Source organism: Micromonospora sp. CNZ280 (assembly GCF_011759515.1).
Genome location: NZ_JAAOYP010000004.1, coordinates 303,401 through 319,139 on the forward strand (window position 1 = coordinate 303,401; position 15,739 = coordinate 319,139).

Annotated in this window: 13 protein-coding genes and 1 pseudogene; 9 read left to right on the forward strand and 5 right to left on the reverse strand. The window is 72.5% G+C overall.

Annotated features, from left to right (window positions below; translation table 11 throughout):
- Nucleotides 1-82: 82 nt before the first annotated feature.
- Nucleotides 83-550 (reverse strand): annotated as a pseudogene (locus FHX32_RS28570) (PQQ-dependent sugar dehydrogenase); the annotation flags it as partial.
- Here FHX32_RS28570 and FHX32_RS28575 point away from each other — a divergent pair.
- The gene (locus FHX32_RS28575; RefSeq protein ID WP_486481380.1) at nt 489-869 is read left to right on the forward strand and encodes a YccF domain-containing protein; all 381 of its coding nucleotides are present in this window, start codon (nt 489-491) and stop codon (nt 867-869) included. The pseudogene FHX32_RS28570 and the gene FHX32_RS28575 overlap by 62 nt on opposite strands.
- Nucleotides 870-957: 88 nt before the next feature.
- Here the strand turns inward: FHX32_RS28575 and FHX32_RS28580 are convergent, their stop codons facing one another.
- Both FHX32_RS28580 and FHX32_RS28585 read right to left on the reverse strand, forming a co-directional pair.
- Nucleotides 958-1,725, reverse strand: coding sequence for a Stf0 family sulfotransferase (locus tag FHX32_RS28580; RefSeq protein WP_167190042.1), 768 nt, complete (start codon nt 1,723-1,725; stop codon nt 958-960).
- Nucleotides 1,726-1,779: 54 nt separating this feature from the next.
- Complete coding sequence (locus FHX32_RS28585; protein WP_486481420.1) at nt 1,780-2,856, reverse strand: hypothetical protein; 1,077 nt, start codon at nt 2,854-2,856, stop codon at nt 1,780-1,782.
- 305 nt (nt 2,857-3,161) lie between these two features.
- On the opposite strand from FHX32_RS28585, the gene FHX32_RS28590 reads away from it, so the two are divergent.
- Nucleotides 3,162-3,590, forward strand: coding sequence for a DoxX family protein (locus tag FHX32_RS28590; RefSeq protein ID WP_167190045.1), 429 nt, complete (start codon nt 3,162-3,164; stop codon nt 3,588-3,590).
- A gap of 35 nt (nt 3,591-3,625) precedes the next feature.
- On the opposite strand, the gene FHX32_RS28595 is transcribed toward FHX32_RS28590, so the two are convergent.
- The gene (locus FHX32_RS28595) at nt 3,626-4,618 is read right to left on the reverse strand and encodes an acetylxylan esterase (RefSeq protein ID WP_167190048.1); all 993 of its coding nucleotides are present in this window, start codon (nt 4,616-4,618) and stop codon (nt 3,626-3,628) included.
- A gap of 45 nt (nt 4,619-4,663) precedes the next feature.
- On the reverse strand, nt 4,664-5,695 hold the full coding sequence (locus FHX32_RS28600; protein ID WP_167190051.1) for a LacI family DNA-binding transcriptional regulator: 1,032 nt from the start codon (nt 5,693-5,695) through the stop codon (nt 4,664-4,666).
- Nucleotides 5,696-6,116: 421 nt separating this feature from the next.
- On the opposite strand from FHX32_RS28600, the gene FHX32_RS28605 reads away from it, so the two are divergent.
- From FHX32_RS28605 to FHX32_RS28635, 7 genes are all read left to right on the forward strand, one after another.
- Complete coding sequence (locus FHX32_RS28605; protein WP_167190054.1) at nt 6,117-7,109, forward strand: ABC transporter permease subunit; 993 nt, start codon at nt 6,117-6,119, stop codon at nt 7,107-7,109.
- A complete protein-coding gene (locus FHX32_RS28610) occupies nt 7,106-8,026 on the forward strand; it encodes a carbohydrate ABC transporter permease (protein ID WP_167190057.1) in 921 nt (306 codons plus the stop codon). The genes FHX32_RS28605 and FHX32_RS28610 overlap by 4 nt, the downstream gene beginning before the upstream one ends.
- A 54-nt stretch (nt 8,027-8,080) precedes the next feature.
- Nucleotides 8,081-9,721 (forward strand): ABC transporter substrate-binding protein, encoded by a 1,641-nt coding sequence (locus FHX32_RS28615; RefSeq protein ID WP_486481381.1) that lies wholly within the window; start codon nt 8,081-8,083, stop codon nt 9,719-9,721.
- 136 nt (nt 9,722-9,857) lie between these two features.
- The gene (locus FHX32_RS28620; RefSeq protein WP_486481382.1) at nt 9,858-11,390 is read left to right on the forward strand and encodes a GH39 family glycosyl hydrolase; all 1,533 of its coding nucleotides are present in this window, start codon (nt 9,858-9,860) and stop codon (nt 11,388-11,390) included.
- 76 nt (nt 11,391-11,466) lie between these two features.
- Complete coding sequence (locus FHX32_RS28625) at nt 11,467-12,156, forward strand: DUF624 domain-containing protein (protein ID WP_167190066.1); 690 nt, start codon at nt 11,467-11,469, stop codon at nt 12,154-12,156.
- Nucleotides 12,153-13,481: a beta-galactosidase trimerization domain-containing protein gene (locus tag FHX32_RS28630; RefSeq protein ID WP_167190069.1), complete on the forward strand. Its 1,329-nt coding sequence runs from the start codon at nt 12,153-12,155 to the stop codon at nt 13,479-13,481. Before FHX32_RS28625 ends, FHX32_RS28630 begins: the two co-directional genes overlap by 4 nt.
- The gene (locus FHX32_RS28635) at nt 13,478-15,583 is read left to right on the forward strand and encodes an alpha-glucuronidase (RefSeq protein WP_167190072.1); all 2,106 of its coding nucleotides are present in this window, start codon (nt 13,478-13,480) and stop codon (nt 15,581-15,583) included. The genes FHX32_RS28630 and FHX32_RS28635 overlap by 4 nt, the downstream gene beginning before the upstream one ends.
- Nucleotides 15,584-15,739 lie beyond the last annotated feature (156 nt).

Below are 15,739 nucleotides of genomic sequence, written 5' to 3' on the forward strand. Positions count from 1 at the left end.
CCGCCGTCGGGCCGCAGCCGCAGCATCTTCCCGTCGCGGCTGCGGGATCCTGAACGGTGGCCGGCTGGGCGGCGTCCCCGACGCCCGCGTAGAGCATCCCGTCGGGGCCCAAGGCGATCCGGCCGCCGTCGTGCGAGCCGGCCCGGGCGAGCCCGGTGAGGATCGGCTGCTGGACCTGCGGCGCGGCCAACCGGAGGCGGACGATCCGGTTGTCCACGGCGGAGGTGAAGTAGGCGTACACGTAGCCGTCGGCACGGTAGCGCGGCGAGACGGCCAGCCCGAGCAGCCCGGACTCGCCGACCGCCGACACGCCGGCGATCCGCGCCACCTGCCGCGGCGCCACGCCCCGGCCCACCCGCAGGACCCGCCCGCTGTTCCGCTCACCGACCAGTGCGCTGCCATCGGCTAGGAAGGCCAGTCCCCACGGCGCGTACTGACGCCGGAGGCGTCGGGACACCCGGTGGCGAGCGGTGTCCATGCTGGAAGGCGTGATTCGCTTCGTGTTGAACGTGCTGTGGCTCATCTTCGGCGGCGGCCTCGTCCTCGCCATCGGTTACGGCATCGCCGCGCTGATCTGCTTCGTCCTCGTCGTCACCATCCCGTTCGGGGTGGCCTCCCTGCGCCTGGCCGGATACTCGCTGTGGCCGTTCGGCCGCACGCTGGTGCCCAAGCCGGGCGCGGGGGTCGCGTCCGGCCTGGCCAACGTGCTCTGGGTGGTGCTGGCGGGCTGGTGGCTGGCCCTGTCCCACCTCGTCGCCGGCGTCGCGCTCTGCGTCACGATCATCGGCATTCCGTTCGGGGTGGCCAACTTCAAGCTCGTCCCGGCGGCGTTCTGGCCGCTCGGGCGGGACGTCGTCGACACACCGTAGGCGCGCCGACCGCCCGCACCTCGACCCGTACGTCACCGGCGCGGCGACCGGCGACGCGGGGCGGCCGGCTGTCGGCGTGGTGGACAGCTCAGGCGCCGGCCAACTCTGCCCGGTACCGCCGGATCCACTCCCGGTTGAGCCGGTCGGCCTGGCGCCGGTGCCGGGCCACGATGGCGCCGTCCCCGGCCGGCGCGTCGAGCCCGAGGAAGTCCAGGACGCCGCGGGTGGCGGCCACCATGTCCTGGTCGAGGTCCTCGTAGCGCACCCGGTACGGCCGGATCCCCCGCGTGGCGAACCACGCCTCCCAGGCCGCGTTGTGCTTCTCGATGACCTCGACGTGGCGCCGGATCCCGATGGCGTCGAAGCGGGGCGCCCGGCCGGTGCCGGCGTTGCCGCTGATCTCCCCGTTGCCGCCGACGAACCAGGTGCCGGTCTGCTCGGCCCGGAGCCAGGAGACCGCCTGGGCCAGCACGTCCGCGCGCCGCAGGAAGACGAACCGGGTACGGCCGAACGCCCGAGCCAGCAGGGCGATGTCGTCACCGGCCAGGTCGGGGTGGACGGTCGCGAGGCGGGCGGCCAGTTCGTCCACCGTTCCCCACATGAGCTTCGCGCCGAACACCCCGTTGCCGGTCCGGCCCTCGGCGAGCGCGGCCCGCAGGTAGTCCGCGTAGTCGATGCCGCCGTCGGCGGTGCGGGGCAGCCGCCACCGGTCGGCCCAGAGCGGCTCGTCCGGCGACCGGAAGTACGCCTGGGGACGACCGGCGACACCGGTGGACTCCAGCAGCCCGAGCAGCAGCGAGCTGCCGGTACGCGGGGTGGCGCAGACGAAGTACGAGTCGATCGGGTCGGCCGGCATGGCCACACCCAAGCGCACCGCCGGCGTGCCCGGCAACCGAGTTCGCCGACCGGCTCAGCGCGGCCGGCCGGACCGGGCCCGCCGCGACCGGGCCAGCACGAGCAGGCCCGCCACCAGCAGGCCGAGCCCGATCGCCCCCGCCGCCACCGTCGGCGTGACCCCGCTGCCGGCGCGGTCGGCCCGGTCGCCGGCGACCCGGTCGCCCGGCACGGAGGTGGTCGGCGGCGCGGCGGGTGACGGGGCCGCCGCCGGGTAGCGCAGGATGCTCGGTCGCGTGCCGACGGGCTGGTCGGCGGTCTCCGAGACGGTGAGCAGGGACCGCCCGTCCCGGCTGTAGGTGATCGACTCGCCCTGCGGTTCGTCGGGCAGCGGGGTGACCCGCGGCGTCCCGCCGGTCAGCGCCTCGATCACGTCGCCGCCGGTGACGTCGAATTCGAACGCGTCGGCGTAGGTGCGCAGCACCACCCGGCTCCCGCCCGGCGCCGTGGCGGCGCCGGTGACCGCCGTCCGGCCGAGCACCGAGAACGGGTTGCTCGTCGTGGAGGCCGGCAGCCGGACCTGCCCCACCTGCGCCAGCGGCACGGTCGCGCCCGGCCGCAGGGCGGTGCTCGGTGCGTAGAGCACGCCCGAGTACTTGGCAACGATCACCGGCCGGTCGTCGCCGGTCACCAGCATCGCCTCGGCGTCGTGCGGACGGTCCGGGTACGTCATCCGGTACAGCACCGGCCGGGCCGCACCCGGGGGGAGCTTCCACACCGCGACCGTCTGCCGGGAACGGTCGTTGTCGCCGATGTCCGCCACCCAGAGCGTGCCGTCCGCGCCGACGGCGAGATCCTCGGTGTCCCGGGGCCGGGACGGGTAGCGCAGGGTCCGGGTCACCGCGCAGTCCGCGTCCAGGAAGAATATCCGGCGGCGGGCCTCGTCGTCCGCGCCGTCGTTGACCACGACGTACCCGTCGTCCGTGGCCACCAGCCCGGAGATCTCGGTCAGCCGGTCGTCGCGGATCTGGCACACCGGGACGCCCGCGGCGGGCGTCGGGTCGGCCGCCGCGCCGGTCGGGGTCAGCACGGCGAGGGCGACGGCCGCGGCCACGGCGGCCGACAGCCGGGGCGTTCCGTCACGTGGTCGCATCACCGGCAATCCTTCCATCACCGGTCGCGCCGGCCGCGCCGGCCGCGCCGGCCGCCCGTGGCCGGACCCGGTGCCGGTTGGAGCGGCCGCTCACCGCCACCGTGGAGCCGCAGGAAGTCCGACCCAGTTGTCGACCGCTGGGCCCAGGCCGCCGGCGGGCGGACGACTCCGCCGCCGCGCGACCGGCGACACCGGTCGCCAGCCCGTCCGTGGGAGCGTTCCCACAGTGGGGGAAAGTATCGACATAACTAGATGCACGTCGGCATCCTGGGCCCCGGTTGGTTTCTTAGAACGGAGGTGTCGGAATGCGTGCTGAGCAGATCGTCGGACCGGCGGTGTCCCTCTTCCGCGCGGTCATCGGGCTGCTGTTCCTCTGCCACGGCCTCGCCTCGCTCTTCGGCGTCCTCGGCGGCAACCGGGGCACCGGCGAGGCGATCCCGCTGGGCGCGTGGCCGGGCTGGTGGGCCGCGCTGATCCAGGGGATCTGCGGCGCGCTGGTGCTCCTCGGCCTGCTCACCCGGCCGGCCGCGATCCTGGCCTCCGGCTCCATGGCGTACGCGTATTTCGTGGTGCACCAGCCGGACGCCCTGCTGCCCCTGCGCAACGGCGGCGAGCTGGCCGTGCTGTTCTGCTGGTCGTTCCTGCTCATCGCGGTGCTCGGCCCCGGCGCGTGGGCGCTCGACCCGCTGCTGCGGACCCGCCGCGCCGGCCGGGCGCCGGTCCCCGCCCGGTGAGCGTTCGGCGCCGGCCCGGTCGGGAGCCGGGCGGGTCAGTGGCCGAGCACCCCGGCCAGCCACCGCAGCTGACGCCGCACCTGCACCGCCTCCCCGCCCTCGTGCTGGTTGAACGGGTAGACGTGCAGTTCGCGCTCGGGAAGGTCGGGCCGGCCGTTGCCGGCGCCGTACTGGTTGTAGGCGGCGAACCCGGTGCTCGGCGGGCAGACCTGGTCGCGCAGGCCGATCCCGAAGTGCGCGGGGGCGGTGGCCCGGCGGGCGAAGGCGACGCCGTCGACGTAGGACAGCGTCCGGCGGACCGGCTCCTCCGCCTCCCGGTTGACCGCCAGGTACTGGGCGATCTCGCCGTACGGCGAGGCGTCGGTGATCTCGATGGCCCGCTGGACGTGGCAGAGGAACGGCGCGGTGGTGAGCAGCGCGGCGAGGTCGGGGACCAGCCCCGCCACGGCCAGGGCGAGGCCGCCGCCCTGGCTGTTGCCGGCCGCGACCACCCGGCCGGCGTCCACCCCGGGCAGCACGCGGGCGGCCTGCACGGCCCGCACCGCGTCGGTGATGAGCCGGCGGTAGTAGTAGCTCTGCGGCGTCAGGATGCCCCAGGTCACCGGCCAGGGGCCGCCGGGCGCGCCGGCGCGCGGGTCGACGGTGTCGCCGCCCCCGTACCGGCCGGACTGGCCCCGGGAGTCCATCAGCAGGTGCCCGTAGCCGGCCACCGGCCAGGTCAGACGCTCGTGCGGCAGCCCGCGGCCGCGCCCGTAGCCGACGTACTCCACCACGGTGGGGAGCGGCTCGTCGGTGCCGGCCGGGCGGGTGTACCAGGCCCGGACCGGGTCACCGCCAAAGCCGGCGAACGTGACGTCCCAGGAGTCGACCAGGCGCAGCTCGGTCGGCTCGGGCCGGACGTCGAGCAGCACCGGCCGGCCAGCCTCCGCGGCCAGCGTGGTGCGCCAGAACTCGTCGAAGTCCTCCGGTTCGGGCACGACCGGCGCGTACCGCTGGAGTTGGTCGAGGGGAAGGTCGAACAGGGCCATGGCTCCTCGCGGGCGGGCGCGGCGGGTGGGCTCAGCGGGGTCGGGTCAGCGGCGGTCGGCCGGCGGCGCGGTGGTCTCCCGTACGATCAGTTCGGTCACCAGGTCGACCCGGGAGGTCGGTAGGTCCGCGCCGCGTGCCAGGTCGAGCAGCATCTGGGTGGCGGTGCCGGCCATGTCACCGAGCGGTTGGTTGACAGTGGTGAGGGCCGGGCCGATCCACGCCGCCACCGGCAGGTTGTCGTACCCGATCACCGAGAGGTCCCGGGGGACGTCCAGGCCGAGCTGCCACCCGGCCCGGAGCACCCCCATCGCCTGCATGTCCGAACCGGCGAAGATCGCCGTGGGGCGGTCCGGTCGGGACAGCAGCTCCAGCCCGTGCGCGTAGCCGGCGTCGACGTAGAAGCTGCCGAACCGGATCAGCTCGGGGTCGACCGGCAGGCCGGCCTCGTCGTGTGCGGAGCGGAAGCCGGCGGCCCGGGCCCGGCTGCACAGTACGTCCTCGGGCCCGGAGATGATCCCGATCCGGCGGTGGCCGAGGTCCAGCAGGTGGCGGGTGGCGAGCAGGCCGCCGTTCCAGTTGTTCGAGCCGACGGTGGGCACCGAGGCGGACGTCGCGCTGTCGGTGTCGACGACGACGAACGGGACCGCCTGACGCCGCAGCTGCTGGTGCTGCGACTCGGACAGGTGGCAGAGCACGAACAGCATGCCCAGCGGGGGATGCGCGAGCGCCTCGTCCAGCCACTGCTGCGACGGGCGGTGCCGCCCGCCGAGCTGGGACAGCAGCACGCCGACGTTGGCCGGGGCCGCCACCGACTCGACCCCACGGATGATCTCCATCGCCCACTCGTTGTCGAACTCGTGGAACACCAGGTGGATCTGCCGGGAGCGGGCCGACTCCCGGCGTGACCGGCGGCGGTACCGGTGCCGGTCGAGGCTGGCCTCGACGCGCGCCCGAGTCTCGGCGGCGACGTCCGAGCGTCCGTTGAGGACCTTCGAGACGGTCGCCGCGGAGACGCCGACCTCTTCCGCGATGGTCGCGATGGTGGCGGGGGCGCGCGCTGGGCGGGACGGTGTCATGGAACCTCATCCGTGACGGCCGAAATTTTCGGGGAACCCTAGCACAGCGTGCCGGCGGCCACGAGGCCTCCTGTCAAGCACGTCGATTACCGACGTCGATACCCAATCGTCCAATCCAACCGTGGGAACGGCAAGTTCGCGACTCTTGACACACCTGGAGTCGCCCCCTAGGTTTCCGCAGCAAGTACCGGGAGGTTTCCGAAACTTTCGAAGACGGCCACCGCAGTGCAGCCCTGCTGCCGGACGGCGGCGTCTGGTCGACCTGAAGGGGTGTGCATGACCAACCAGTTGCCCGCCGGCCGTCGACCGACCCGGGATCCCGGGCCGGACCGGCACCCGCGGTCCACACCGGCCGGACGCGGCACGGCGTCGCCGGAGCGTCCGGCCACGGTCCTCCCGCTCGCCGCCTAGGAGACCGCCGATGAGCACCCCCGGAACGCTGCATCCGCCACCGCCGGCACCTGACCTGCCCGCGACCAGGACCGCCGCCGCGCCCCGGCGTCGCAAGCGCCGCCGCACCTGGCGCCAGGCGCTGCGCCGGGACTGGCAGCTCTATTCGCTCGCGGTGCTGCCGCTGCTGTTCTTCCTGATCTTCCGCTACCTGCCGATGCTCGGGAACGTGATCGCCTTCCGCCGGTTCGAGCCGGGCGGGAGCATCTTCGGCGAGCGGTGGGTGGGGCTGCGGTACGTGCGGATGTTCCTCAACGACCCGTCGTTCTGGGAGGCGTTCACCAACACCCTGGTGCTGGGCGCGTTGACCCTGCTGTTCTGCTTCCCGCTGCCGATCGTGCTGGCGTTGCTGCTCAACGAGATCCGCACCCGCAAGCTCAAGCAGTTCGTGCAGTCGGTGTCGTACCTGCCGCACTTCCTGTCGATCGTGATCGTGGCGGCGATGGTGATGCAGCTGGTCTCCGTCGACGGGACGGTGAACCAGCTCGTCCAGGCCGCCGGCGGGGAGCCGGTGCCGTTCCTGCAACGGCCGGAGTGGTTCCGGACCATCTACGTCTCCTCCGAGGTCTGGCAGACCGTCGGTTGGGGCACCATCCTCTATCTCGCCGCGCTCACCACCGTCGACGACAACCTCTACGAGGCGGCCCGGATCGACGGCGCGAACCGGTGGCGCCAGACCTGGCACGTGACCCTGCCGGGCATCCGGCCGACGATGGTGACGCTGCTGATCCTCAACATCGGCACGTTCATGGCGGTCGGGTTCGAGAAGATCCTGCTGCTGTACAACCCGCTGACGTACCCGACCGCCGACGTCATCTCCACGTACCTGTTCCGGATGGGCTTCGGGTCCAGCAACTTCAGCTACGCGGCGGCGATCGGGCTGTTCGAGGCCGTGATCGGGCTGACGCTGGTGCTGTCGGCGAACCTGATCGCCCGCCGCACGGTGGGGACGAGCCTGTGGTGACCCTCGAGACCACCGAAGCCCCGCCGCGACCACGGCCCCGTGGCCCCCGGGCGAGCCGGGGCTACCGGGTGTTCCAGGCGGTCAACGCCGTGATCCTGACCGGCGTCGTGGTGGTGACGTTGTACCCGTTCGTCAACATCGTGGCCCGCTCGCTCAGCGACGAGGCGTACATCATCGCCGGTCAGGTGAGCCTGGTCCCACGAGGGTTCAACCTGGACACGTACCGGCTGGTGATGTCCGACTCGATGTTCTGGACGAACTACCGCAACACGGTGGTGTACACGGTGGTCGCCACGTTCATCTCGATCGTCCTGACCACCTGCTACGCGTACGTGCTGTCCAAGAAGCACCTGCGGGGCCGCTCGGCGCTGGTCGGCGTCGCCGTGTTCACCATGTTCTTCTCCGGCGGGCTGATCCCCAACTACGTCCTGGTCACCAGCCTGGGCATGAAGAACACGATCTGGGCCATCGCCGTACCGAACGCCATCAACGTGTTCAACCTGCTGGTGATGAAGGCGTTCTTCGGGGGCCTGCCGGTGGAACTGGAGGAGGCGGCGGCCGTCGACGGCCTGAACACGTACGGCATCCTGCTGCGGATCGTGCTGCCGCTGTCCAAGGCGGTGGTCGCCACGATGGTGCTGTTCTACGCGGTCTCCTTCTGGAACTCGTGGTTCGCCGCGTTCCTCTACCTGGACCAGCAGGACCTCTGGCCGGTGACCGTCTACCTGCGCAACCTCATCGCCGGGGCGACCGGCGCGGAGAACGTCGGCGCCATCGCCGAGGCCGACGAGGTACAGGCCGAGGCGACCCTCAAGGCCGTGACCATCGTGCTCACCACCCTGCCCATCCTGCTGGTCTACCCGTTCGTGCAGCGGTACTTCGTGTCCGGGGTCATGCTCGGCGCGGTCAAGGGCTAACCAGCGGTCTCCGCCATGTCCCACCCATCCCCCACCCCACCGAAAGGATCCGCCGTGTTCCACAGATCGCGGCGCCGGCTGGCGGTAGCCGCCGCCGGCCTGCTCGCCCTCACCACCCTCGTCGCCTGCGGCGACGACTCGTCCGACGGGAACGACCTCGCGGAGAACCGGGTCGGCGCGATGGCCGACTACGGCGTCGGCACCCAGTTCACGGCCACCGAGCAGCTCTCCTTCCCGGTGCTGTACAACAACCACTCGAACTACCCGCTGAAGGACGACTGGCTGTTCTGGTCCGAGTTGACCAAGCGGACCAACGTCAAGCTCGAGCCGGTCGCCGTGCCGGCGGGCGACTACGAGCAGAAGCGCAGCCTGCTGATCGGCGCCGGCGACGCGCCGTTCATCATCCCGAAGACCTACCCCCACCAGGAGGACGCCTACGTCTCCTCCGGCGCCATCCTCCCGGTCAGCGACTACCTCGACCTGATGCCCAACCTCAAGGACAAGATCTCGAAGTGGAACCTCAAACCCGAGATCGACACCCTGCGACAGGCCGACGGCAAGTTCTACCTACTGCCCGGCGTGCACGAGAAGCCGTGGCACGACTACTCGCTCGCCGTCCGCACCGACATCCTCGATGAACTCGGCCTCCAGGTGCCGAAGACCTGGGACGAGCTGTACACCGTGCTCAAGGCGATGAAGGCGAAGTACCCGGCCACCTACCCGTTCTCCGACCGGTGGAGCAAGCCACACCCGGGCGGCAATCTGCTGAACCTGCTGGCCCTGACCCACGGGCTGGCCGGCGCCGGCTGGAACTACCAGCACGCCAGCTGGGACCCGAACGCCAAGAAGTTCCGGTACACCGCCGCCACCGACCAGTACAAGCAGATGTTGCAGTACCTGAACAAGCTGGTGAAGGAGGGGCTGCTCGACCCGGAGAGCTTCACCCAGACCGACGACCAGGCGCGGCAGAAGCTCGCCAACGGCAAGTCGTTCGTGATCAGCGCCAACGCCCAGACCCTGGTCAACGACCACCGGCCGGACCTGGCGAAGACCATCCCGAACGCGAAGCTGGTCAAGATCCCGCTGCTGGTCGGCCCGGCGGGTGAGATCAACCCGGCCAGCCGCCTGGAGAACGGCGTGATGATCTCGAAGAAGGCGCGGGACAGCAAGAACTTCGTGGCCATGATGCAGTTCGTCGACTGGCTGTGGTACTCCGACGCGGGCCAGGAGTTCGCCCGCTGGGGCGTGGAGGGGACGACCTTCGTCAAGGACTCCGCCGGCAAGCGCACCCTGGCGGACGAGGTCAACGTGGTCGGGCTCAACCCGAAGGCGAGCAAGCACCTGCAGAAGGACTTCGGCTTCTACAACGGCGTGTTCGCCTACGGCGGCAACCCCGACCTGGTGCAGGCGTTCTTCTCCGCCGAGGAACAGCAGTTCCAGCAGGTGATGAACGCCCGGACGCCGATCCCGGTGGCCCCGCCGTACCCGCTCACCGACGAGGAGCGCGAGCAGGCGTCGCTGTGGGAAACCCCGCTGCGCGACCACGTCACCCAGGCGTCGCTCCAGTTCATCCTCGGCCAACGCGACCTGGGCCAGTGGGAGGCCTACCTGACCGAACTCAAGGGCAAGAACATGGACCAGTACCTGGAGATGGTCAACAAGGCGTACGACCGCTACCAGAAGGAACACGGCTGACCTGACGATCCGTCGGGTGGCGCCGCCCACCGGCGCCCCCCGACGGTCCGAGCCGCCTGCGCCGGCGCCACCCGACCGGCCGCGGCCGCCCCAGGCGACGACCGCGGCACCCCAGCCGCACCGAGCACAGAGGACGATGATGCGCATCTCCGTACCGGAGCACCCCTCGGGCCGGTTGACCGGCGCGTGGCGCGCCTGCGTCGGCACCGGCCGGTTCGACCTGGCGCTGCGCCGCGACTACCAGGAATCCCTGGCCCTGGTGCAGCGGGAGATCGGCTTCCGGCACATCCGCGGGCACGGGCTGCTCAGCGACGGCGTGGGCGTCCACCGCCCGTACGAGTACCAGGGGTCGCGCCGGGTACGGCACGCGTTCACGTACGTCGACCAGGTCGTCGACGCCTACCTCGAACTCGGCATCCGGCCGTTCGTGGAGCTGGGCTTCATGCCCTCCGGCCTCGCCTCCGGCGAGCAGACCGTGTTCTGGTGGCGCGGCAACGTCACCCCGCCCCGCTCCTGGACCGAGTGGGCGGACCTGGTCCGCGCCACGGTCGGCCACCTCGTCGACCGGTACGGGCTCGACGAGGTGCGCGGCTGGCCGATCGAGGTCTGGAACGAGCCCAATCTGCCGGCGTTCTGGCAGGGCGCCGACCAGGACGCCTACCACCGGCTGTACGAGGTCACCGCGCACGCGGTCAAGGAGGTGGACGCCGCGCTCCAGGTCGGCGGCCCGGCCATCTCCCCCGGCGCCGACGAGTGGCTGATACCGTTCGCCGAGTTCGTCACCGCCCGGTCGGTGCCGGTCGACTTCGTCAGCCGGCACGCGTACACCTCCGGCCCGGCCCAGCACGTGCCCTTCGGCACCCACCAGACCCTGGCGCCGGCGAGCAGCCTGCTGGAGCAGTTCGCCAGCCCGCGCCGGCACCTGCGCGGCACCGCGCTGGCCGACCTGCCGGTGCACATCACCGAGTTCAACTCCTCCTACCGGCCGGACAACCCGATCCACGACACCGCCTTCCACGCCGCGTATCTGGCCCCGGTCGTGGCCGCCGGCGGCGACCTGGTCGACTCCTTCTCCTACTGGACGTTCAGCGACGTGTTCGAGGAGGAGGGAGTGCCGACGTCGCTGTTCCACGGCGGCTTCGGCCTGCTCACCCACCGCCAGGTCAAGAAACCCACCTACCACCTGTACGCCTTCCTGGCCCGGATGGGCGACCAGGTCCTCGCCCGCGGACCGGACCACCTGGTCACCCGCGACGCCACCGGCCGGGTCACCGTGCTGGCCTGGGCTCCGGTGGACGTGACCGGTCACGAGCCGGTCCCCGACCGGCACACGGTGCGCCTGTCGGTGCCGCTGCCGGCGTCCGCGAGCAGCGCCTTCCTGCTGCGCTCGTCGGTCGGCGAGGAGGCCGGCAACGCCTGGCGGGCGTGGTGCGAGCTGGGCCGGCCCCGCTCGCCGCGTACCGGTGAACTGGACGCCCTGCGGGAGGCGGCCGAGCCGGCCCGCCGGCACGCCAGCCTGCCGGTGCGGGCCGGCCGCGTGGCGCTCGACCTGCACCTGGGCCGGCACGAGGTGACCCTGGCCGAGCTCACGGCGGTGACCGACGAGACCCCGCCGTGGTGGGCCGACGACCGGCTGCTCGGCCGGCAGGCGGGGACGGAACCGGCATGAGCGAGCGTCAGCGAGCGAATCATCGCTACAGCGCGAAAGTGCCTCATGGCGGCACGCAGCGCAGCGGAGTGCCGGCATGAGCGACGCCGTCGACACCCAGCGCCAGTTCGGCGACGGACCGCTGTCCCGCGCCGCGGCGCTGATCTACACCCTGCTGGTGGTCGAATCGCTGCTGCTGGTGACCACCGCGCCCGGCCTGGTCACCCTGGTGCTGCTGGACCGGGACGTGAGCAACCTGCCGCTGGTCGCGGCCTGCGCGCTGCCGGTCGGCCCGGCCGTCTCCGCCGGGCTGTACGCGCTGCACCACCAGCGCCTCGACCTGACCGACCTGCACCCCGCCCGGGTCTTCTGGCGCGGCTACCGGGCCAACCTCGCCGGCGTGCTGCGGATCTGGGTGCCGTTGCTGGTGTGGCTGACCGTCCTCGCGGTGAACCTCGCCCACCTGTCCGCCGCCGGCCTGCCGCGCTGGTGGGCGGTGCCGCTGGTGCTGGTCGGCGCGGGCGCGGCGGTGGTCGGCGTCAACGCACTGGTCATCACGTCGTTGTTCGCGTTCCGGGTGCGCGACGTCGTCCGGCTGGCCCGGTACTTTGTGCTGCGCACCCCGGTCGTCACGCTCGGCCACGCCCTGCTGCTGGCGGCGGCGACGGCGGTGGCGCTGGCCGGCTCCGAGGCGGTGCTCGCGGCGCTGGGCGCGGTGCTGGTGCTGGCCCTGCTGCGCGGCAGCGACCCGCTGATCGCCACCGTCCGGAAGGAGTTCACCGCATGAGCGAGCGGAGTGCCGGAATCAGCGGCCTGCCGGTCACACCGAAGGTGCCCTTCGGCGGCGACTACAACCCCGAGCAGTGGCCCGAGCCGGTGTGGAGCGAGGATCACCGGCTGTTCGACCTCGCCCGGATCGACACCGTCACCCTCGGCGTCTTCGACTGGGCGCTGATCCAGGCCGGCCCGGACGTCTACGACTTCACGCTGCTGGACCGGATCGTCGAGCGGGCCTCCGCTGCGGACGACGGCTCGCCGTCCTGGATGGCGTTGAGCCACGACCTGATGCGCGGGCTCAAGGACGGCCAGCCGTTCTGGTTGATGGAGCAGACGCCCAGCCACACCGCCTGCCGGGACGTCAACGAGAAGTACCACGGCGCGGTGATCGGCCACGCGGGCCGGTCGGACACCCGGGTGTTCCGGGAGGTCGCGCAGCTCGGCGCGGAACTCGACCGGCTCGGCGGGGCCACGCTCGGCGCGCGTACGCCGGCCCGGGTCGCGCTGCTGTTCGACTGGGACAGCTGGTGGGCGCTGGAGATCTCCGACGGCCCGTCCCGGCTGGTCCGGTACCAGCAGGTGGTGCTCACCTACCACCGGGCGTTCTGGGACGCCGGGGTGGACGTCGACGTGGTCGCCGTGACGGCCGACCTGTCCGGCTACGACGTGGTCGTCGCGCCGGCGTTGCACATGCTCAAGGGCGACCTGCCGGAGCGGCTGGCGGAGGTGGCCGCCCGGGGCGGCTCGGTGCTGACCACGTTCCTGTCCGGCCGGGTGGACGAGCACGACAACGCGTTCCTGGCGGACGTGCCCGGTCCGCTGGGGCCGCTGCTGGGCGTCCGCGTCGACGAGTGGGACGCCCGCGGGCCGGAGGTGGTCAACCCGGTGCGCCTGCGGTCGGGGTCAGACGAGATCGAGGTCGCCGCGCGCCTGCTGTTCGAGCTGGTCATCCCGCAGGGCGCCGAGGTTGTCGGCAGCTACCAGGCCGACTTCTACGCCGGCACCCCGGCGGTCACCCGGAACACCTTCGGCGCTGGCCGCGGCTGGTACGTCGGCACCGCGCTGGACCAGGCGGGGGTCTCCTGGGTGGTCCGGCAGGTGCTCGACCGGCACCGGCTGACCGGCCCCTATCCGGACGTGCCCGACCTGGAGACGGCCGTGCGGGTCACCCCGGCCGGGGCACGCCTGCTGTTCCTGCTCAACCACCGCGCCGAGCGGGTCGAGGTGACCGCCCGGGGCGGTGGGCTCGACCTGCTGACCGGTGACCGCGTCGAGGGCGGCGAGCCGATCCGGCTGGCCGCCCGGGGCGTCCTGGTGCTCCGGGAGGATTCGTGACCACCGGCGACCGGAACGACGTACACCCCGCCTGGCTGCCGCCGGAGGCGTTCCGCGCCCTCGGCGCGCGCCGCACCCTGGTCGCCGGCGACGGGCCGCTGGTCGAGACGGTGTACCGCGAGGTGGCGCAGGCGTGCGCCAGCTACGGCGGGGGCGTGTACCGGCCGGGCGGCGCGGCGGACCCGTTCGACCTCGTCCTCGCGCTGGCCTCGGCCGGGCCGCTGCCCGCGGCGGCGGAGGCGGTCGTCGCCGACCAGCGGCGGCGGGCGGGAACACTCGGCGCCGAGGGTTTCCTGCTGGCCCGGTACGGTGACGTCACGGTGGTGCTGGCCGGGCAGCCCGCCGGCCTGCTCTACGGCCTGTTCCACGTGGTCCGGCTCGGCGAGTCCGCGTTCGGCGTCACGCTCCCGCCGCGACCGCACCGCCCGGCGGCGCGGCTGCGCATGCTCGACCACTGGGACAACGTCGACGTGCATCCGGTGATGGGACAGGTCGAGCGCGGCTACGCGGGCGGATCGATCTTCTGGCGGGACGGCGCCCGCCGCGACCTGACCCGGGTCCGGGACTACGGGCGGCTGCTGGCCGCCGTGGGCGTCAACGCCGTCTCGGTGAACAACGTGAACGTCCACGCGACCGAGGCGCGGCTGCTCACCGACCGGCTCGACGACGTCGCCGCGATCGCCGACGTGCTGCGGCCGTACGGGATCCGGGTGCACCTGTCGGTCACCTTCGCCGCGCCGGTCCTGCTCGGCGGCCTGCCCACCGCCGACCCGCTGGACGAGCGGGTGCGCACCTGGTGGGCCGGGACCACCCGCCGGGTGTACGAGCGCATCCCGGACTTCGGCGGCTATCTGGTGAAGGCCGACTCCGAGGGGCAGCCGGGTCCCTTCTCGTACGGGCGCAGCCACGCCGACGGCGCGAACCTCCTCGCCGAGGCGCTGGCGCCGTTCTCGGGCGTGGTGCACTGGCGGGCCTTCGTCTACAACCATCACCAGGACTGGCGCGACCGGTCCACCGACCGGGCCCGCGCCGCGTTCGACCACTTCGCCCCGCTGGACGGCCGGTTCCGGGACAACGTGATCCTGCAGGTGAAGCATGGTCCGATGGACTTCCAGACGCGGGAGCCGGTGTCGCCGGTGATCGCCGCCATGCCCGCCACCCGGCTGGCGGTGGAGTTCCAGGTGACCCAGGAGTACACCGGCCAGCAGCGGCACGTGTGCTACCTGGGGCCCTGGTGGAGCGAGGTGCTCCGGTTCGCGCCGTGGGGCGACGGCGGACCCACCGTCGCCGAGGTGGCCACCGGCATCCGGGACGGCGGGTCGTCCGGCGGCGGCCTGGTCGCGATCTCCAACGTCGGCGACGACCGCTACTGGACCGGGCACCCGCTGGCCCAGGCGAACCTGTACGCGTTCGGCCGGCTGGCCTGGGACCCGGGGCTGGACCCGGTGGCCGTCCTCGACGAGTGGATAGGCCTCACCTTCCCGCCACCGGCGGCCGCGGTTTCGGCGCCGGCACAGGCGGGCGGCGCTCGCGACCACGACCTGGTGCGGCGGACGCTGCACGAGATCATGGACGACTCCTGGCGCAGCTACGAGCGGTACACCGCGCCGCTGGGCGTCGGCTTCATGGTCCGTCCCGGCACCCACTACGGCCCCGACGTGGACGGCTACGAGTACACGCCCTGGGGCACATACCATTTCGCCGACCGCGACGGGGTGGGCGTCGACCGCACCCGGGCCACCGGCACCGGGTTCACCGGCCAGTACCCGCAGCCCTGGTCGGAGGTGTACGAGTCACTCGACCGGTGCCCGGACGAGCTGCTGCTCTTCTTCCACCACGTGCCGTACGGGCACGTGCTGCACAGCGGCGCCACGGTCATCCAGCACATCTACGACACCCACTTCGGCGGGGTGACGGAGGTGGCCGCGATGCGGCGGCGGTGGAACCGGCTCGCCGGGCTGCTCGACCCGGCGCTGCACGCCCGGGTGGCCGAACGCCTCGACGAGCAGCTGCGCTGCGCCGAGGAGTGGCGCGACCAGGTCAACACCTACTTCTTCCGCAAGTCGGGGGTGCCGGACGGGCACGGCCGCCGCATCCACTGACCGCCGCGCTCACCGCAGTGCCTCGGACCGGGCCGGCAGCCGACCACGGGCCACCAGCCGTGCCGACCCCGGGTGATTCGTCGACCGGCGGTCGACGTCGGACGGTCGCCGCCAGGAAGAGGCGCAGGCGCGCGCTCTCGGGCCGGAAGGGTGGTG